This is a genomic window from Flavobacterium paronense (assembly GCF_030409795.1).
GTDB classification, from domain to species: Bacteria; Bacteroidota; Bacteroidia; order Flavobacteriales; family Flavobacteriaceae; genus Flavobacterium; species Flavobacterium paronense.
The window spans coordinates 1-19,634 of sequence record NZ_JAUFQN010000021.1 but is presented as its reverse complement, the minus strand read 5'-3'; the positions used below and the strand labels follow the sequence as shown (position 1 = coordinate 19,634).

Below are 19,634 nucleotides of genomic sequence, written 5' to 3'. Positions count from 1 at the left end.
TTCACAGAATCTCTTTCGGCTTGTGCTGCAAAACCTTCCATATCGCTGGAATGGGCGCACTTTTCTTCATAAGTATCTGCATCAACTGATTTTCCTCCATCTAAATAAAATTGCAATAATCGGTGTGCCATCACATCAGGATAACGTCGAATTGGGAAGTAAAATGACTATAAAAATCAAAAGCTAAACCATAATGACCAATATTTTCGGTCGAATATTGGCTTTGCTCATACTTCTAATCGTCAAAGTATCTACTAAATTTTGCTCTTTTTTACCGTTTACATCGTTCAGTAATTTATTCAATGATTTAGAAATATCTTGTTTGGATTTCATGTTTATCGCATAACCAAACTTAGAAATCACTGTTTGAAGATTGATTAATTTGTCTTCATTCGGTTCATCGTGAATTCGGTAAATAAAAGTTTTCTTTTGTTTTCCTATAAATTCGGCTACTTTTCTGTTGGCTAACAACATAAATTCTTCTATCAAATGATTAGCATCTTTTGATATTTAAAGAAGACGCCAACCGGTTCTGCATTTTCATCTAAATTGAATTTTACTTCTACTTTATCAAAGGATATCGCTCCATCAGCCATTCTTTTTCGACGTAAAATTTTAGCCAATTCGTCTTGTTTTAATGTTGCAGCTACAATTGCGGCCGGAACTTTATATTCTTTTCCAGTTAACGAAATCTCAGCCGGAATTATATCTGATTTGGTTTCAATTATACTTTGAGCTTCTTCATAAGAAAAACGTTGGTCAGAATAAATAATGGTTCTTCCAAACCAAGAATCTAAAACTTCTGCTTTCGCATTCAACTGAAAAATTGCTGAGAACGTATATTTTTCTTCGTGTGGACGAAGAGAACAAGCATAATTTGAAAGCACTTCAGGCAACATAGGTACAACTCTGTCTACTAAATAAACCGAAGTGGCTCTTCTGTATGCTTCATCATCTAAAATAGTTCCTTCTTGTAAATAATGCGAAACATCGGCAATGTGAACACCAATTTCATAATTTCCATTATCTAAAACTTGGAAGGATAAGGCATCATCAAAATCCTTTGCATCTTTTGGATCAATAGTAAACGTCAATACTTTTCGCATATCGCGACGTTTATCAATTTCATTTTGAGTTATAGAAGTATCTAATTTATTTGCATAAGCTTCAACTTCAATTGGAAAATCATACGGCAAACCATATTCAGCTAAAATGGCATGAATTTCTGTGTTATGTTCACCTGGTTTTCCAAGAACTTTAAGTACAGAACCAAAAGGTGAATCTGCTTTTGCAGGCCAATCTTCCAATTTTACTAAAACCACATCTCCATGTTCGGCTTCGGCTAATTTATTTTTTGGGATAAAAATATCGGTGTACATTTTGGCATTAGCCGTAGTTACAAATCCGAAATTCTTTTGAATATCAACAACTCCAACGAATTCTGTTTTGTGTCTTTCAATAATTTCGATTACTTCAGCTTCTGGTTTTCTGGAGCTTCTTCGGTCATACACATAAGCTTTGACTTTATCGCCATCTAAAGCGTGATTCAGATTTATAAACGGAATAAAGACATCATTTTCTAATTCGTCACAAACAAAATATCCTGTTTTTCTGGACGTCATATCAACAACGCCTTCGTAATATTGTTGACTGGAAGCTTTAACTAAATACTTTCCGGGTTCGGATTCAATGATTAATTTTTGTGCTGCCAGGATTTTTAAATCTTTTATAATTTCGTTTCTACTTTTAGTATCATCTAATTCTAAAATAGCAGCAATTTGTTTGTAATTAAAAGGTTTGTTCGCGTTTTTTGATAATATCTTAAATATCTTTTCGGAGAAAGTTTTTTCATTTTTTCCGAACTTTTTTGGTTTCTTACTCATTTTTCAATTTCTAATTAATGTTGAAAATTACAAAATAGTTATAAGTTATGAGTTATAAGTTGTCAGTTTTAATATAAATCTAACATTACCTATTTTTCAAATTAATTTAAAACCTAAAAAAAGAAATGTTATCAACAGCTATTAAAAACAATAAAAAGAAAAGATTTAAAAATTTAAATTTATGATGGTTATTATAGCGTGTTCATTTGTACAATAACTTTACTTTTTAAAATTAGATTTTGTAGTTATATTTTTTTATATCAATTTATCAACATAGTTTTTAGAATTTAAAACGTTCATTTTTAAGTATTTTTTAGATTTAATTAACAGTTGTTCACAACTCCAATAAGTATTTTTTTGTAGATAACTTATAGTTTAATTTTAGTTGAAAAAGAATGTTTTTATATTGATAACTTTTCTAAAAATTATTCAAACTAAATTTGTTTTTTTCAACCTACTTTTTGATTACAATTTTAAATCATACAACCTAAAAAAACTTCTAAAATTCTATCCAAAGTTGTTAACAATCTATGTTAATTTAAGGTTAACTGATTATCAACGAATTGAGAAATGCTATTAACAATCCACAATTTTAACATTTAAATTACGCTTAATGTATTTATTTCTAATTAGTTGTGAAAATTTATTAAAACAGTAAAATCCTTGTCAATTAAAAATCAAAGACTTACAATAAACTAAAATTGCAATCAATACTTTCCGTAAATTTGCGATACTAATTATACTCGCAACACTATGAAAATATCTATTGGAAACGATCACGCTGGTCCGGATTACAAGAATGCTATTGTTGCCTTTTTAAAACAAAAGGGACACGTAATAATCAATCATGGAACCGATACTTTTGACAGTGTGGATTATCCGGATTTTGGTCATCCTGTTGCACTTGATGTTGAAACAGGAAATGCCGATTTTGGTATCGTAATTTGTGGTTCCGGAAACGGAATCAATATGACTGTGAATAAACACCAAGGCATTCGTTCCGCATTGTGTTGGACTAAAGAAATTGCAGCTTTGGCACGTCAACATAACGACGCTAATATTATCAGTATTCCGGCTCGATTTACTTCTATACAACAAGCGGTAGAAATGGTTGACACTTTTTTAAACACCAATTTCGAAGGCGGAAGACACGCTAACCGAGTGAATAAAATAGCTTGTCAATAAAATGGGAGATAACCACAACCACGTTCATATTCACAAACATGAAGTAAGAGGAAAAAATCTAATCTTTTCCATTCTGCTAAATTTACTGATTACGATTGCGCAAGTTGTTGGCGGAATTATTTCAGGAAGTTTGGCTTTAATTTCGGATGCACTTCACAATTTTTCTGATGTACTTTCATTGGTTTTTAGTTTAGTAGCACACAAATTATCCAGAAGAAAAGCTTCGATAAACAATACGTTTGGATATAAACGAGCCGAACTAATAGCCGCTTTTATAAATGCTATAACACTAATTGTTGTCGCTTTATTTTTAATTTATGAAGCTTCCGCAAGATTATTCCATCCGGAACCAATTAAGTCAGGTTTGGTTATTTGGCTCGCAATTTTAGGAATTATTGTAAACGGGGGTTCGGTCTTGTTGCTTAAAAAAGATTCAGAACACAATCTTAATATGAAATCAGCTTACCTCCATTTATTGACCGACATGATGGCTTCGGTTGCGGTTTTAGTCGGTGGTTTGTTGATGAAATTTTATGGTTGGTTTTGGGTGGATAGTTTGATGACATTGTTAATTGCCTTTTATTTAATCTACGTTAGTTATGATTTGATAAAATCTGCTACCAAAATGCTAATGCTTTTTACACCTGATTACATTGACATTAAAGAAATTGTTCGTGAAGTTCATAAAATCAAAGGAGTTAATAAATTACACCATATCCATGTGTGGCATTTGAATGACGAAGAATTACACCTCGAAGCACATCTTGATTGTTCCGATGATATAAAATTGAGCGAATTCAACGTTTTATTACATAATGTGGAAATACTTTTATTTGAAAAATTCCACATAAATCACATCAATATTCAACCCGAATTTAAAAAAGAAGATCCAAAAGATTTTATTGTTCAGGACTAATACTATGACAAAACTTGACATCAATAGCATCCAAAAAATATTTCAAAAAAGAGCACCTAATTCTCATAAAGGAAATCACGGACATGCATTGATTATTGCCGGAAGTAAATCTAAAATCGGAGCCGCTATTATTTGTGCTAAAGCTTGTTTAAGATCAGGCGCAGGTCTGGTTACATTAAATATTCCAAAAAAAGAAAGAATAGCCCTATTCTCCTCTGTTCCGGAAGCAATGACTGAATTTAGGGGAGAGAAAAAGAATTGGACTTCTTTTAATTCATTTGCCATTGGACCAGGCATAGGAACTAATAAATCAGCAACAAATCTCCTGAGATTATTGATAACAAATGTGAAAATCCCAACCGTTTTTGATGCTGATGCTTTAAATATTTTGGCCAAAAACCAGCATGAACTTTTAAACCTGCCTCAAAAATCCATTCTTACACCACACGTTAAAGAGTTTGACAGACTTTTTGGGAAGCATGATTCTGAGTCAGAAAGAAGAATAACAGCTTCTACAAAAGCCAAAGAATTGCACTTGATTATTATCCTGAAAGGACATAAATCTTTTATTACTGATGGAGAAAAAAGTTTCGAAAACACTACCGGAAATTCAGGCTTGGCCAAAGGCGGTTCGGGCGATGCTTTGACAGGAATAATAACAGCTTTTTTAGCACAAGGTTACGAACCATTGAATGCCGCTTTACTTGGCGTTTATATTCATGGCCTAGCAGCCGATATTACTTTAGAAACACAAAGTCCGGAAAGCATGTTAATCACTGATGTAATAGATAATCTTGGACGAGCGTTTAAAAAAATTCAAAATTAAATTCATGACCAGCATACAATATATTCAAAGCCAAGTTACGGCTGCGCCAAAAAGCATTGAGGCCACTTTAAAATTACTTTCCGAAGATTGCACCATTCCATTTATTTCGCGTTACCGAAAAGACCAAACCGGAAATTTAGACGAAGTCGTAATTGAACAAATTGCCAAACTTTCCAAACAATACGATGAAATTGTAAAAAGAAAAGAATCGATTCTAAAAACCATTGAAGAACAAGGGCAACTTTCTCCTGAATTGGCCAAAAAAATAAAGGAAAGTTTTGACTTACAGGAAATAGAAGATTTGTATTTACCTTATAAAAAGAAGAAAAAAACCCGTGCCGATATCGCTCGAGAAAATGGTTTGGAACCTTTAGCCAAAATTATTTTCAGTCAAAGAAATGAAGATGTCGATTTTATTTCCACTCAATATCTCAACGACAAAGTCAAAAATGAAGACGAAGCGTTGCAAGGCGCAAGAGATATTATTGCCGAATGGATTAACGAAAATAGTTACATACGAAAAAATCTCCGCCGATTATTTCAACGAAAAGCGATTGTAGAAACTAAAGTTGTAAAGAAAAAAGAAAACGAAGAAGATGCACAGAAATTCAAGCAATATTTCGATTGGGCCGAACCGATTTCAAAAATACCATCTCATAGATTGTTGGCAATGTTACGCGCCGAGGCGGAAGGTTTCGTAAAACTAAATGTTGATATCGAAAAAGAGGAAGCTATTGATTTTATCGAAAACGAAATTATAAAGGCCAAAAATGATACGACCGAACATATAAGATTAGCAATTAATGACAGTTATAAACGATTGCTGGAACCAGCCATATCAAACGAAACATTACAAGATGCCAAAGCTAAAGCCGACAGCAAAGCGATTGATGTTTTTGCTGGGAATTTGAGTCAGCTTTTGTTAGCACCGCCATTAGGTGAAAAAAGAATTTTAGCGATTGACCCGGGATTTAGAAGCGGCTGCAAAATCGTTTGTTTAGATGAAAAAGGTGATTTATTATACAACGAAACTATATATCCGCATCAGCCACAAAATGAAAGCGCGATGGCGATGAAAAAAATTCGCTCGATGGTGAATGCTTACAATATTGAGGCAATTTCTATCGGAAACGGAACGGCAAGTCGCGAAACCGAATTCTTCATCAAGAAAATCGCTTTTGATAAACCCGTTCAGGTTTTTATAGTTTCTGAAGCTGGTGCTTCGGTTTATTCAGCATCCAAAATTGCCCGCGAGGAATTTTCAAAATATGATGTAACGGTTCGAGGCTCGGTTTCTATTGGAAGAAGATTGGCTGATCCGTTGGCTGAATTAGTAAAAATCGACCCAAAATCTATTGGCGTTGGACAATACCAACATGACGTTGATCAAATTAAACTCAAAGAAGAATTGGATACCGTTGTGGTTCGTTGCGTGAATTCAGTTGGAATAAATATTAATACGGCTAGCAAATCGCTGTTAGGTTATGTTTCCGGAATTGGTGAAAAAATGGCCGAAAATATAGTTGCCTTTCGTTCCGAAAATGGTCCGTTTGAAGACAGAAAACAACTTAAAAAAGTGCCGCGTTTAGGCGACAAAGCATACCAACAAGCTGCAGCTTTTATTCGAATTCATAACGGTAAAAATCCGTTGGACAATTCAGCAGTGCATCCTGAAGCATATCCGATTGTAGAAAAAATGGCTAAAGATTTAGGTTTAAAAACCAATGATTTGATTGCCAACAAAGAAAAGATATCCCAAATAAAATTAGAAAATTATATCACACCGGAAATAGGAATTCTAGGATTAAAAGATATTGTGAAAGAATTAGAAAAACCAGGACTCGATCCAAGAAAAGCAGCCAAAGTTTTTGAGTTTGATCCAACAGTTACCACTATAAAAAACGTTCGTTCCGGAATGATTTTACCCGGAATTGTCAATAATATTACCGCTTTTGGTTGCTTTGTAGATATCGGAATTAAGGAAAGCGGTCTGGTTCACATCTCGCAACTCAAAGCTGGTTTTGTTTCCGATGTGAATGAAGTGGTGAAATTACACCAACATGTGCAAGTAAAAGTAGTTGAGGTTGACGAAGAGCGTAAACGAATTCAGTTGACGATGATATTATAAATTAAAAGCCCAAAATCTTAATTGTATTTGGGCTTTTTTAGTGTTTTATCTATTCAAAATCCAAGAACTCATTTTGTCTAAAACCTGTGGAGCAATGGTTTGTTCAAGCTGACCATATTCTTCAATGGTTCCTGTTTTTGCCTCTTGAAAAAGATGATTTAGATTTGGAAATTCTACTATTTCAAATTTTTTGTTTTTCGCTTTTTCCAATGAAGCCTTAATACCGGCAAGGTTCTCTTTAGAAATTACCTGCAAATCTTTGGTGCCATTAATTGCCAACACGGGAATTTTTAGTTTACTCCAATAAGCATCCGGATTGATTTTTATAAAATAAACAAACCAAGGAATAACCGCTTGTGTACTTTCCTTTTCAGCTGTTTGCTCTATTGCTGCAGCATCCGGTAGTTGTCCTTTCGACAATTGTTGCATACTTTCAACAATCATTTTTTTTGACTTCCTCTTTTAAATTTGTTCTACTATAATTTTTAACTAAAGCATATAGTTTTCGATTGGTTTCGGCATCTGATTTTAATTCTTCTTCTGATGCACCTGAAGCCTTTCCAATGGCATTTGTTTGTAATAATAGCAATTCATCTGTTGGAACTCCTGGACCAGCCATAGCAATAATAAATTTTACTTTTGGATTTTGAGAAGCCACCATTGGCGCTATAATTCCACCTTCGCTATGTCCAATCAACCCAATATTGGTGAATCCTTTTTGTGCTAAAAACTCGACTGCAGCATTAGTATCTCCTGCAAAATTTTGAGTAGTCACATCTCTGCTTATCCCATTAGATCCTCCAGTTCCTCGATCATCAACACGCAAAACACCAATCCCTTTTTTGGCAAAATCATCAGCAATTACCCAAAATGATTTATGTCCAAAAATTTCGGAATCCCTGTTTTGTTGCCCAGAACCTGAAATTAAAACCACGATAGGAAAAGTTTTTTTGTCAGCGGGTGTCGTTAAAGTTCCGGCTAGTGTGTTTTTATCAATCGGATTTGTAAACGTTACTTCCTCAATTTTATAGTTGAATGGAGGCTGAGGAGTTTGCGGTCTTTTTAAAGCTGATTCTCCTTCTTTTTTTCGAGAGAGAATTAGTGGCATTGACGCGCCGCCTTGAGAAAATGTTCCGTTTATTGTTTCGTTTTCAAATTTTCCTTTATAACTGATTCCAAATTTTTTCGCATCAATACTCAGTTTGTTGTCTACAAATGAAGTGTTGTCTGTTGGTAAATCCTTTGCGCCCTGCATCGGGCTGTCCATAGTAGTTATCAATTCAACACCATTTTGTTTGATGTTAAAGACCAAAGGAAGCTTCGTTCCTGAAACTGACAATTCACCTGCCCAGGAACCAATAATTTCTTGGCTAAATAAGTTTGAAAAACAGAAAAAAAAGGCAATGGTAAGGAAAGTTCTTTTCATGATATTTAAAGTAATATAAAAGAGTTTGTATAAAAAAACCCAAACGCCATAACTGGGATTTGGGTTTTGTATTTTAGTAAAGAAAATTATTTTTTCTCTTCTTCTTCCTTTTTAGATGCAGGATTTGCATCGTCTTCTCCTTTTGATGCTTTTTTGAATTCATTTATTCCTGAGCCTAATCCTTTCATTAATTCCGGAATTTTTTTACCTCCAAAAAATAATAAAATAACAACAATAATTAGAATCCATTCTGTTGGTCCCATTCTTCCCATGATATATAATTTTTTGCTTTCGCAGATTTTATTATTAAAAACTTTGTCAAAGGTAAAAAGAAAATAACATTCTTTTGAATTTCACCATAATAAATATACGTTAAACATCGTTTACAGTAAAAAGACAAAGCCAACTAATTTTCTATATTTGTAAATCATTAAAACAATCATGTCCGAAAAACGGCTCAAACGAAAAATAATCAAGAAAAAACTATTCACAAAAAACCGCTTGGTTATTTTGAACGAAGACACTTTTGAAGAAATTTTTTCCCTTCGATTGACTTTGATGAATGTATTTGTGGTAGCCACAGTTGGTGCGTTGTTAATCATTTTTGTCACTACTTATATCATTGCTTTTACACCACTACGCGAATATATTCCGGGCTATGCCTCTACACAACTAAAGAAAGACGCTACCGAGTTGGCGCTGAAATCAGATTCATTAACTAATGCTTTGAAAAAAAATGAAGCTTACATCGAATCAATTAAAAAAGTTTTGACAGGTGATTTAGAATACGCAAAATTCAATAAAGACTCCATTTTAGCTTCTGTTTCTGAGCCTGTTTCTGAAGAAGATTTGAAACCAACAAAATCCGATTTAAAGTTTAGGGAAGAAGTTGACAGAGAAGATAAATACAATCTCTTCGAAAAGGCAAAACCAAAAGTTAGCACCGTTTTGTTTCCGCCGGTGAAAGGAATGATAACCGAAAAATTCAATCCTAAAGAAAAACATTATGCGGTTGATGTCGCTTTAGCTAAAAACACTCCAATAAAATCAATTTTAAGCGGAAGAGTAATTTTTGCAGATTGGACCCCAAATACTGGAAATGTTGTAATCATAAGACACAACAACGGATTTATTTCGGTATATAAACACGCTTCTTCAGTAACAGTTTCGCAAGGCGATGTGGTCAGAACAGGTGAAATTATAGCTTTAGCCGGTTCAACCGGACAAGAATCTACCGGCGTGCATTTGCATTTTGAATTGTGGAAAGATGGTTATCCAATCGATCCAAGTATTTTTATTGAATTCGAATAAGTATGTCTGTAAAATCATTCGCCGCCAAAATATTTGCTAAAGTCATCCATAATAAAACTCAAAAATGGGTTCAAAATCCTATTGAAACACAGCAAAACGTTTTTCAAAATCTTATCGCTTCCGCAGATGTTACTCAGTTTGGAAAAGACCATCATTTTTCTAAAATCAAATCTTTGAAGATTTCGCCAAGCAAGTTCCCATCAGAGATTACGAAGAGTTACGACCTTATGTTGATAGAGTTGTAAAAGGCGAAGAAGACATACTGTGGAAAGGAAAACCGATTTATTTTGCTAAAACTTCAGGAACGACTTCGGGCGCAAAATACATTCCCTTGACTAAGGAATCAATGCCGTTCCATATTGAAGCTGCACGAAATGCTATTCTCGGATATATTCACGAAACGGGAAAAACAGCTTTTGTTAATGGTAAAATGATTTTCCTTCAGGGAAGTCCAATTCTGGAAGAAAAAAAACGGAATTAAACTAGGAAGACTTTCAGGAATTGTAGCACATTTTGTTCCGAAATATTTACAGAAAAACCGAATGCCAAGCTGGGAAACCAATTGCATTGAAGATTGGGAAACCAAAGTGGATGCTATTGTTGAAGAAAAACGTTTAACGAAAACATGACCGTGATTTCCGGAATTCCATCTTGGGTGCAAATGTATTGAGAAGTTGGACATTTGGAATAAGATGGAATTCCGGAAATCACGGTCATGTTTTCGTTAAACGTTTCTTCAACATAGCATCCACCTTTGGTTTCCCATCTTCAATGCAATTGTTTTCCCAGCTTGGCATTCGGTTTTTCTGTAAATATTTCGGAACAAAAATGTGCTACAATTCCTGAAAGTCTTCCTAGTTTAATTCCGTTTTTTTCTTCCAGAATTGGACTTCCCTGAAGGAAAATCATTTTACCATTAACAAAAGCTGTTTTTCCCGTTTCGTGAATATATCCGAGAATAGCATTTCGTGCAGCTTCAATATGGAACGGCATTGATTCCTTAGTCAAGGGAATGTATTTTGCGCCCGAAGTCGTTCCTGAAGTTTTAGCAAAATAAATCGGTTTTCCTTTCCACAGTATGTCTTCTTCGCCTTTTACAACTCTATCAACATAAGGTCGTAACTCTTCGTAATCTCTGATGGGAACTTGCTTGGCGAAATCTTCAAAAGATTTGATTTTAGAAAAATGATGGTCTTTTCCAAACTGAGTAACATCTGCGGAAGCGATAAGATTTTGAAAAACGTTTTGCTGTGTTTCAATAGGATTTTGAACCCATTTTTGAGTTTTATTATGGATGACTTTAGCAAATATTTTTGGCGGCGAATGATTTTACAGACATACTTATTCGAATTCAATAAAAAATACTTGGATCGATTGGATAACCATCTTTCCACAATTCAAAATGCAAATGCACGCCGGTAGATTCTTGTCCGGTTGAACCGGCTAAAGCTATAATTTCACCTGTTCTGACCACATCGCCTTGCGAAACTGTTACTGAAGAAGCGTGTTTATATACCGAAATAAATCCGTTGTTGTGTCTTATGATTACAACATTTCCAGTATTTGGGGTCCAATCTGCAAAAATTACTCTTCCGCTTAAAATTGATTTTATTGGAGTGTTTTTAGCTAAAGCGACATCAACCGCATAATGTTTTTCTTTAGGATTGAATTTTTCGGTTATCATTCCTTTCACCGGCGGAAACAAAACGGTGCTAACTTTTGGTTTTGCCTTTTCGAAGAGATTGTATTTATCTTCTCTGTCAACTTCTTCCCTAAACTTTAAATCGGATTTTGTTGGTTTCAAATCTTCTTCAGAAACAGGCTCAGAAACAGAAGCTAAAATGGAGTCTTTATTGAATTTTGCGTATTCTAAATCACCTGTCAAAACTTTTTTAATTGATTCGATGTAAGCTTCATTTTTTTTCAAAGCATTAGTTAATGAATCTGATTTCAGCGCCAACTCGGTAGCGTCTTTCTTTAGTTGTGTAGAGGCATAGCCCGGAATATATTCGCGTAGTGGTGTAAAAGCAATGATATAAGTAGTGACAAAAATGATTAACAACGCACCAACTGTGGCTACCACAAATACATTCATCAAAGTCAATCGAAGGGAAAAAATTTCTTCAAAAGTGTCTTCGTTCAAAATAACCAAGCGGTTTTTTGTGAATAGTTTTTTCTTGATTATTTTTCGTTTGAGCCGTTTTTCGGACATGATTGTTTTAATGATTTACAAATATAGAAAATTAGTTGGCTTTGTCTTTTTACTGTAAACGATGTTTAACGTATATTTATTATGGTGAAATTCAAAAGAATGTTATTTTCTTTTTACCTTTGACAAAGTTTTTAATAATAAAATCTGCGAAAGCAAAAAATTATATATCATGGGAAGAATGGGACCAACAGAATGGATTCTAATTATTGTTGTTATTTTATTATTTTTTGGAGGTAAAAAAATTCCGGAATTAATGAAAGGATTAGGCTCAGGAATAAATGAATTCAAAAAAGCATCAAAAGGAGAAGACGATGCAAATCCTGCATCTAAAAAGGAAGAAGAAGAGAAAAAATAATTTTCTTTACTAAAATACAAAACCCAAATCCCAGTTATGGCGTTTGGGTTTTTTTATACAAACTCTTTTATATTACTTTAAATATCATGAAAAGAACTTTCCTTACCATTGCCTTTTTTTTCTGTTTTTCAAACTTATTTAGCCAAGAAATTATTGGTTCCTGGGCAGGTGAATTGTCAGTTTCAGGAACGAAGCTTCCTTTGGTCTTTAACATCAAACAAAATGGTGTTGAATTGATAACTACTATGGACAGCCCGATGCAGGGCGCAAAGGATTTACCAACAGACAACACTTCATTTGTAGACAACAAACTGAGTATTGATGCGAAAAAATTTGGAATCAGTTATAAAGGAAAATTTGAAAACGAAACAATAAACGGAACATTTTCTCAAGGCGGCGCGTCAATGCCACTAATTCTCTCTCGAAAAAAAGAAGGAGAATCAGCTTTAAAAGACCGCAAACTCCTCAGCCTCCATTCAACTATAAATTGAGGAAGTAACGTTTACAAATCCGATTGATAAAAACACACTAGCCGGAACTTTAACGACACCCGCTGACAAAAAAACTTTTCCTATCGTGGTTTTAATTTCAGGTTCTGGGCAACAAAACAGGGATTCCGAAATTTTTGGACATAAATCATTTGGGTAATTGCTGATGATTTTGCCAAAAAAGGGATTGGTGTTTTGCGTGTTGATGATCGAGGAACTGGAGGATCTAATGGGATAAGCAGAGATGTGACTACTCAAAATTTTGCAGGAGATACTAATGCTGCAGTCGAGTTTTTAGCACAAAAAGGATTCACCAATATTGGGTTGATTGGACATAGCGAAGGTGGAATTATAGCGCCAATGGTGGCTTCTCAAAATCCAAAAGTAAAATTTATTATTGCTATGGCTGGTCCAGGAGTTCCAACAGATGAATTGCTATTATTACAAACAAATGCCATTGGAAAGGCTTCAGGTGCATCAGAAGAAGAATTAAAATCAGATGCCGAAACCAATCGAAAACTATATGCTTTAGTTAAAAATTATAGTAGAACAAATTTAAAAGAGGAAGTCAAAAAAATGATTGTTGAAAGTATGCAACAATTGTCGAAAGGACAACTACCGGATGCTGCAGCAATAGAGCAAACAGCTGAAAAGGAAAGTACACAAGCGGTTATTCCTTGGTTTGTTTATTTTATAAAAATCAATCCGGATGCTTATTGGAGTAAACTAAAAATTCCCGTGTTGGCAATTAATGGCACCAAAGATTTGCAGGTAATTTCTAAAGAGAACCTTGCCGGTATTAAGGCTTCATTGGAAAAAGCGAAAAACAAAAAATTTGAAATAGTAGAATTTCCAAATCTAAATCATCTTTTTCAAGAGGCAAAAACAGGAACCATTGAAGAATATGGTCAGCTTGAACAAACCATTGCTCCACAGGTTTTAGACAAAATGAGTTCTTGGATTTTGAATAGATAAAACACTAAAAAAGCCCAAATACAATTAAGATTTTGGGCTTTTAATTTATAATATCATCGTCAACTGAATTCGTTTACGCTCTTCGTCAACCTCAACTACTTTTACTTGCACATGTTGGTGTAATTTCACCACTTCATTCACATCGGAAACAAAACCAGCTTTGAGTTGCGAGATGTGAACCAGACCGCTTTCCTTAATTCCGATATCTACAAAGCAACCAAAAGCGGTAATATTATTGACAATTCCGGGTAAAATCATTCCGGAACGAACGTTTTTTATAGTGGTAACTGTTGGATCAAACTCAAAAACTTTGGCTGCTTTTCTTGGATCGAGTCCTGGTTTTTCTAATTCTTTCACAATATCTTTTAATCCTAGAATTCCTATTTCCGGTGTGATATAATTTTCTAATTTTATTTGGGATATCTTTTCTTTGTTGGCAATCAAATCATTGGTTTTTAAACCTAAATCTTTAGCCATTTTTTCTACAATCGGATATGCTTCAGGATGCACTGCTGAATTGTCCAACGGATTTTTACCGTTATGAATTCGAATAAAAGCTGCAGCTTGTTGGTATGCTTTGTCGCCTAAACGCGGCACTTTTTTAAGTTGTTTTCTGTCTTCAAACGGACCATTTTCGGAACGAAAGGCAACTATATTTTCGGCCATTTTTTCACCAATTCCGGAAACATAACCTAACAGCGATTTGCTAGCCGTATTAATATTTATTCCAACTGAATTCACGCAACGAACCACAACGGTATCCAATTCTTCTTTGAGTTTAATTTGATCAACGTCATGTTGGTATTGTCCAACGCCAATAGATTTTGGGTCGATTTTTACTAATTCAGCCAACGGATCAGCCAATCTTCTTCCAATAGAAACCGAGCCTCGAACCGTTACATCATATTTTGAAAATTCCTCGCGGGCAATTTTGGATGCTGAATAAACCGAAGCACCAGCTTCAGAAACTATAAAAACCTGAACGGGTTTATCAAAAGCGATTTTCTTGATGAAGAATTCGGTTTCGCGACTTGCCGTTCCGTTTCCGATAGAAATTGCCTCAATATTGTAAGCATTCACCATCGAGCGAATTTTTTTCATCGCCATCGCGCTTTCATTTTGTGGCTGATGCGGATATATAGTTTCGTTGTATAATAAATCACCTTTTTCATCTAAACAAACGATTTTGCAGCCGCTTCTAAATCCCGGGTCAATCGCTAAAATTCTTTTTTCACCTAATGGCGGTGCTAACAAAAGCTGACTCAAATTCCCAGCAAAAACATCAATCGCTTTGCTGTCGGCTTTAGCTTTGGCATCTTGTAATGTTTCGTTTGATATGGCTGGTTCCAGCAATCGTTTATAACTGTCATTAATTGCTAATCTTATATGTTCGGTCGTATCATTTTTGGCCTTTATAATTTCGTTTTCGATAAAATCAATAGCTTCCTCTTTTTCGATATCAACATTTAGTTTTACGAAACCTTCCGCCTCGGCGCGTAACATTGCCAACAATCTATGAGATGGTATTTTTGAAATCGGTTCGGCCCAATCGAAATATTGCTTGAATTTCTGTGCATCTTCTTCGTTTTCTTTTTTCTTTACAACTTTAGTTTCTACAATCGCTTTTCGTTGAAATAATCGGCGGAGATTTTTTCGTATGTAACTATTTTCGTTAATCCATTCGGCAATAATATCTCTTGCGCCTTGCAACGCTTCGTCTTCATTTTTGACTTTGTCGTTGAGATATTGAGTGGAAATAAAATCGACATCTTCATTTCTTTGACTGAAAATAATTTTGGCTAAAGGTTCCAAACCATTTTCTCGAGCGATATCGGCACGGGTTTTTTTCTTCTTTTTATAAGGTAAATACAAATCTTCTATTTCCTGTAAGTCAAAACTTTCCTTTATTTTTTTGGCCAATTCAGGAGAAAGTTGCCCTTGTTCTTCAATGGTTTTTAGAATCGATTCTTTTCTTTTTACAATTTCATCGTATTGTTTGGAAAGTTTGGCAATTTGTTCAATTACGACTTCGTCTAAATTTCCGGTTTGGTCTTTTCGGTAACGCGAAATAAATGGAATGGTGCAATCTTCGGAAAGTAATTTTAAAGTGGCCTCAATGCTTTTTGGCGCAGCCGTAACTTGGCTTTGAATATATTGTATGCTGGTCATGAATTTAATTTTGAATTTTTTTAAACGCTCGTCCAAGATTATCTATTACATCAGTGATTAACATGCTTTCCGGACTTTGTGTTTCTAAAGTAATATCGGCTGCTAGGCCATGAATATAAACGCCAAGTAAAGCGGCATTCAATGGTTCGTAACCTTGTGCTAAAAAAGCTGTTATTATTCCTGTCAAAGCATCGCCCGAACCGCCTTTGGCCAAGCCTGAATTTCCGGTAGTGTTTTCGAAACTTTTTTCTCCATCAGTAATAAAAGATTTATGTCCTTTCAGGATAATAATCAAGTGCAATTCTTTGGCTTTTGTAGAAGCTGTTATTCTTCTTTCTGACTCAGAATCATGCTTCCCAAAAAGTCTGTCAAACTCTTTAACGTGTGGTGTAAGAATGGATTTTTGAGGCAGGTTTAAAAGTTCATGCTGGTTTTTGGCCAAAATATTTAAAGCATCAGCATCAAAAACGGTTGGGATTTTCACATTTGTTATCAATAATCTCAGGAGATTTGTTGCTGATTTATTAGTTCCTATGCCTGGTCCAATGGCAAATGAATTAAAAGAAGTCCAATTCTTTTTCTCTCCCCTAAATTCAGTCATTGCTTCCGGAACAGAGGAGAATAGGGCTATTCTTTCTTTTTTTGGAATATTTAATGTAACCAGACCTGCGCCTGATCTTAAACAAGCTTTAGCACAAATAATAGCGGCTCCGATTTTAGATTTACTTCCGGCAATAATCAATGCATGTCCGTGATTTCCTTTATGAGAATTAGGTGCTCTTTTTTGAAATATTTTTTGGATGCTATTGATGTCAAGTTTTGTCATAGTATTAGTCCTGAACAATAAAATCTTTTGGATCTTCTTTTTTAAATTCGGGTTGAATATTGATGTGATTTATGTGGAATTTTTCAAATAAAAGTATTTCCACATTATGTAATAAAACGTTGAATTCGCTCAATTTTATATCATCGGAACAATCAAGATGTGCTTCGAGGTGTAATTCTTCGTCATTCAAATGCCACACATGGATATGGTGTAATTTATTAACTCCTTTGATTTTATGAACTTCACGAACAATTTCTTTAATGTCAATGTAATCAGGTGTAAAAAGCATTAGCATTTTGGTAGCAGATTTTATCAAATCATAACTAACGTAGATTAAATAAAAGGCAATTAACAATGTCATCAAACTATCCACCCAAAACCAACCATAAAATTTCATCAACAAACCACCGACTAAAACCGCAACCGAAGCCATCATGTCGGTCAATAAATGGAGGTAAGCTGATTTCATATTAAGATTGTGTTCTGAATCTTTTTTAAGCAACAAGACCGAACCCCCGTTTACAATAATTCCTAAAATTGCGAGCCAAATAACCAAACCTGACTTAATTGGTTCCGGATGGAATAATCTTGCGGAAGCTTCATAAATTAAAAATAAAGCGACAACAATTAGTGTTATAGCATTTATAAAAGCGGCTATTAGTTCGGCTCGTTTATATCCAAACGTATTGTTTATCGAAGCTTTTCTTCTGGATAATTTGTGTGCTACTAAACTAAAAACCAATGAAAGTACATCAGAAAAAATTGTGAAGTGCATCCGAAATTAAAGCCAAACTTCCTGAAATAATTCCGCCAACAACTTGCGCAATCGTAATCAGTAAATTTAGCAGAATGGAAAAGATTAGATTTTTTCCTCTTACTTCATGTTTGTGAATATGAACGTGGTTGTGGTTATCTCCCATTTTATTGACAAGCTATTTTATTCACTCGGTTAGCGTGTCTTCCGCCTTCGAAATTGGTGTTTAAAAAAGTGTCAACCATTTCTACCGCTTGTTGTATAGAAGTAAATCGAGCCGGAATACTGATAATATTAGCGTCGTTATGTTGACGTGCCAAAGCTGCAATTTCTTTAGTCCAACACAATGCGGAACGAATGCCTTGGTGTTTATTCACAGTCATATTGATTCCGTTTCCGGAACCACAAATTACGATACCAAAATCGGCATTTCCTGTTTCAACATCAAGTGCAACAGGATGACCAAAATCCGGATAATCCACACTGTCAAAAGTATCGGTTCCATGATTGATTATTACGTGTCCCTTTTGTTTTAAAAAGGCAACAATAGCATTCTTGTAATCCGGACCAGCGTGATCGTTTCCAATAGATATTTTCATAGTGTTGCGAGTATAATTAGTATCGCAAATTTACGGAAAGTATTGATTGCAATTTTAGTTTATTGTAAGTCTTTGATTTTTAATTGACAAGGATTTTACTGTTTTAATAAATTTTCACAACTAATTAGAAATAAATACATTAAGCGTAATTTAAATGTTAAAATTGTGGATTGTTAATAGCATTTCTCAATTCGTTGATAATCAGTTAACCTTAAATTAACATAGATTGTTAACAACTTTGGATAGAATTTTAGAAGTTTTTTTAGGTTGTATGATTTAAAATTGTAATCAAAAAGTAGGTTGAAAAAAACAAATTTAGTTTGAATAATTTTTAGAAAAGTTATCAATATAAAAACATTCTTTTTCAACTAAAATTAAACTATAAGTTATCTACAAAAAAATACTTATTGGAGTTGTGAACAACTGTTAATTAAATCTAAAAAATACTTAAAAATGAACGTTTTAAATTCTAAAAACTATGTTGATAAATTGATATAAAAAAATATAACTACAAAATCTAATTTTAAAAAGTAAAGTTATTGTACAAATGAACACGCTATAATAACCATCATAAATTTAAATTTTTAAATCTTTTCTTTTTATTGTTTTTAATAGCTGTTGATAACATTTCTTTTTTTAGGTTTTAAATTAATTTGAAAAATAGGTAATGTTAGATTTATATTAAAACTGACAACTTATAACTCATAACTTATAACTATTTTGTAATTTTCAACATTAATTAGAAATTGAAAAATGAGTAAGAAACCAAAAAAGTTCGGAAAAAATGAAAAAACTTTCTCCGAAAAGATATTTAAGATATTATCAAAAAACGCGAACAAACCTTTTAATTACAAACAAATTGCTGCTATTTTAGAATTAGATGATACTAAAAGTAGAAACGAAATTATAAAAGATTTAAAAATCCTGGCAGCACAAAAATTAATCATTGAATCCGAACCCGGAAAGTATTTAGTTAAAGCTTCCAGTCAACAATATTACGAAGGCGTTGTTGATATGACGTCCAGAAAAACAGGATATTTTGTTTGTGACGAATTAGAAAATGATGTCTTTATTCCGTTTATAAATCTGAATCACGCTTTAGATGGCGATAAAGTCAAAGCTTATGTGTATGACCGAAGAAGCTCCAGAAAACCAGAAGCTGAAGTAATCGAAATTATTGAAAGACACAAAACAGAATTCGTTGGAGTTGTTGATATTCAAAAGAATTCGGATTTGTAACTACGGCTAATGCCAAAATGTACACCGATATTTTTATCCCAAAAAATAAATTAGCCGAAGCCGAACATGGAGATGTGGTTTAGTAAAATTGGAAGATTGGCCTGCAAAAGCAGATTCACCTTTGGTTCTGTACTTAAAGTTCTTGGAAACCAGGTGAACATAACACAGAAATTCATGCCATTTTAGCTGAATATGGTTTGCCGTATGATTTTCCAATTGAAGTTGAAGCTTATGCAAATAAATTAGATACTTATAAACTCAAAATGAAATTGAAAACGTCGCGATATGCGAAAAGTATTGACGTTTACTATTGATCACAAAAGATGCAAAGGATTTTGATGA

At 33.9% G+C, this 19,634-nt stretch carries 17 protein-coding genes and 4 pseudogenes; 11 read left to right on the top strand and 10 right to left on the bottom strand.

The window, feature by feature from the left end; translation table 11 throughout:
* Positions 1–1,883, bottom strand: a pseudogene (gene rnr, locus QWY90_RS15350) (ribonuclease R); the annotation flags it as partial.
* Between the two features lie 753 nt (positions 1,884–2,636).
* Between rnr and rpiB (QWY90_RS15345) the strand changes: the two are divergent.
* Genes rpiB (QWY90_RS15345) through QWY90_RS15330 form a run of 4 tightly spaced genes read left to right on the top strand, consistent with a single transcriptional unit; the run spans position 2,637 to position 6,938 of the window.
* A complete protein-coding gene (gene rpiB / locus QWY90_RS15345) occupies positions 2,637–3,068 on the top strand; it encodes a ribose 5-phosphate isomerase B (protein ID WP_290286680.1) in 432 nt (143 codons plus the stop codon).
* A gap of 1 nt (position 3,069) precedes the next feature.
* A complete protein-coding gene (locus tag QWY90_RS15340; protein ID WP_290286678.1) occupies positions 3,070–3,984 on the top strand; it encodes a cation diffusion facilitator family transporter in 915 nt (304 codons plus the stop codon).
* 4 nt (positions 3,985–3,988) lie between these two features.
* On the top strand, positions 3,989–4,810 hold the full coding sequence (locus QWY90_RS15335; RefSeq protein ID WP_290286676.1) for an NAD(P)H-hydrate dehydratase: 822 nt from the start codon (positions 3,989–3,991) through the stop codon (positions 4,808–4,810).
* Between the two features lie 4 nt (positions 4,811–4,814).
* Complete coding sequence (locus tag QWY90_RS15330) at positions 4,815–6,938, top strand: Tex family protein (protein WP_290286675.1); 2,124 nt, start codon at positions 4,815–4,817, stop codon at positions 6,936–6,938.
* Between the two features lie 45 nt (positions 6,939–6,983).
* Here the strand turns inward: QWY90_RS15330 and QWY90_RS15325 are convergent, their stop codons facing one another.
* The 3 genes from QWY90_RS15325 to QWY90_RS15315 form a co-directional block, all read right to left on the bottom strand.
* Positions 6,984–7,382, bottom strand: a complete 399-nt coding sequence (locus tag QWY90_RS15325; protein WP_290287009.1) for an alpha/beta hydrolase family protein — start codon at positions 7,380–7,382, stop codon at positions 6,984–6,986.
* Positions 7,372–8,364: an alpha/beta hydrolase family protein gene (locus QWY90_RS15320; RefSeq protein WP_290287008.1), complete on the bottom strand. Its 993-nt coding sequence runs from the start codon at positions 8,362–8,364 to the stop codon at positions 7,372–7,374. Before QWY90_RS15320 ends, QWY90_RS15325 begins: the two co-directional genes overlap by 11 nt.
* A gap of 86 nt (positions 8,365–8,450) precedes the next feature.
* On the bottom strand, positions 8,451–8,636 hold the full coding sequence (locus QWY90_RS15315; protein WP_290286671.1) for a Sec-independent protein translocase subunit TatA/TatB: 186 nt from the start codon (positions 8,634–8,636) through the stop codon (positions 8,451–8,453).
* A 169-nt stretch (positions 8,637–8,805) separates the two neighbouring features.
* Here QWY90_RS15315 and QWY90_RS15310 point away from each other — a divergent pair, with 169 nt between their 5' ends.
* Positions 8,806–9,675 carry a M23 family metallopeptidase gene (locus tag QWY90_RS15310; RefSeq protein ID WP_290286669.1) on the top strand — a complete coding sequence of 290 codons (870 nt, stop codon included), beginning with the start codon at positions 8,806–8,808 and terminating at the stop codon, positions 9,673–9,675.
* A 2-nt stretch (positions 9,676–9,677) separates the two neighbouring features.
* Positions 9,678–10,342, top strand: a pseudogene (locus QWY90_RS15305) (GH3 family acyl-acid amido synthetase); the annotation flags it as partial.
* 20 nt (positions 10,343–10,362) lie between these two features.
* Here QWY90_RS15305 and QWY90_RS15300 read toward each other — a convergent pair.
* Positions 10,363–11,014 (bottom strand): annotated as a pseudogene (locus QWY90_RS15300) (GH3 family acyl-acid amido synthetase); the annotation flags it as partial.
* 12 nt (positions 11,015–11,026) lie between these two features.
* Positions 11,027–11,887, bottom strand: a complete 861-nt coding sequence (locus QWY90_RS15295; RefSeq protein WP_290287007.1) for a M23 family metallopeptidase — start codon at positions 11,885–11,887, stop codon at positions 11,027–11,029.
* 169 nt (positions 11,888–12,056) lie between these two features.
* Here QWY90_RS15295 and QWY90_RS15290 point away from each other — a divergent pair, with 169 nt between their 5' ends.
* From QWY90_RS15290 to QWY90_RS15280, 3 genes are all read left to right on the top strand, one after another.
* Positions 12,057–12,242, top strand: a complete 186-nt coding sequence (locus tag QWY90_RS15290) for a Sec-independent protein translocase subunit TatA/TatB (protein ID WP_290286671.1) — start codon at positions 12,057–12,059, stop codon at positions 12,240–12,242.
* A gap of 86 nt (positions 12,243–12,328) precedes the next feature.
* On the top strand, positions 12,329–12,733 hold the full coding sequence (locus QWY90_RS15285) for a hypothetical protein (protein WP_290287006.1): 405 nt from the start codon (positions 12,329–12,331) through the stop codon (positions 12,731–12,733).
* Positions 12,734–12,925: 192 nt separating this feature from the next.
* Positions 12,926–13,705: an alpha/beta hydrolase family protein gene (locus QWY90_RS15280; RefSeq protein ID WP_439108579.1), complete on the top strand. Its 780-nt coding sequence runs from the start codon at positions 12,926–12,928 to the stop codon at positions 13,703–13,705.
* A 45-nt stretch (positions 13,706–13,750) separates the two neighbouring features.
* Here the strand turns inward: QWY90_RS15280 and QWY90_RS15275 are convergent, their stop codons facing one another.
* From QWY90_RS15275 to rpiB (QWY90_RS15260), 4 genes and pseudogenes are all read right to left on the bottom strand, one after another.
* The gene (locus QWY90_RS15275; protein ID WP_290286675.1) at positions 13,751–15,874 is read right to left on the bottom strand and encodes a Tex family protein; all 2,124 of its coding nucleotides are present in this window, start codon (positions 15,872–15,874) and stop codon (positions 13,751–13,753) included.
* 4 nt (positions 15,875–15,878) lie between these two features.
* Positions 15,879–16,700, bottom strand: coding sequence for an NAD(P)H-hydrate dehydratase (locus tag QWY90_RS15270; RefSeq protein WP_290286676.1), 822 nt, complete (start codon positions 16,698–16,700; stop codon positions 15,879–15,881).
* A 4-nt stretch (positions 16,701–16,704) separates the two neighbouring features.
* A pseudogene (locus QWY90_RS15265) lies at positions 16,705–17,620 on the bottom strand (cation diffusion facilitator family transporter).
* A 1-nt stretch (position 17,621) separates the two neighbouring features.
* Positions 17,622–18,053: a ribose 5-phosphate isomerase B gene (gene rpiB / locus QWY90_RS15260; protein WP_290286680.1), complete on the bottom strand. Its 432-nt coding sequence runs from the start codon at positions 18,051–18,053 to the stop codon at positions 17,622–17,624.
* 753 nt (positions 18,054–18,806) lie between these two features.
* On the opposite strand from rpiB (QWY90_RS15260), the gene QWY90_RS17005 reads away from it, so the two are divergent.
* Positions 18,807–19,292 (top strand): hypothetical protein, encoded by a 486-nt coding sequence (locus QWY90_RS17005; protein ID WP_439108578.1) that lies wholly within the window; start codon positions 18,807–18,809, stop codon positions 19,290–19,292.
* A 17-nt stretch (positions 19,293–19,309) separates the two neighbouring features.
* Positions 19,310–19,375 carry a hypothetical protein gene (locus tag QWY90_RS17000; RefSeq protein ID WP_439108580.1) on the top strand — a complete coding sequence of 22 codons (66 nt, stop codon included), beginning with the start codon at positions 19,310–19,312 and terminating at the stop codon, positions 19,373–19,375.
* Positions 19,376–19,634: the final 259 nt, after the last annotated feature.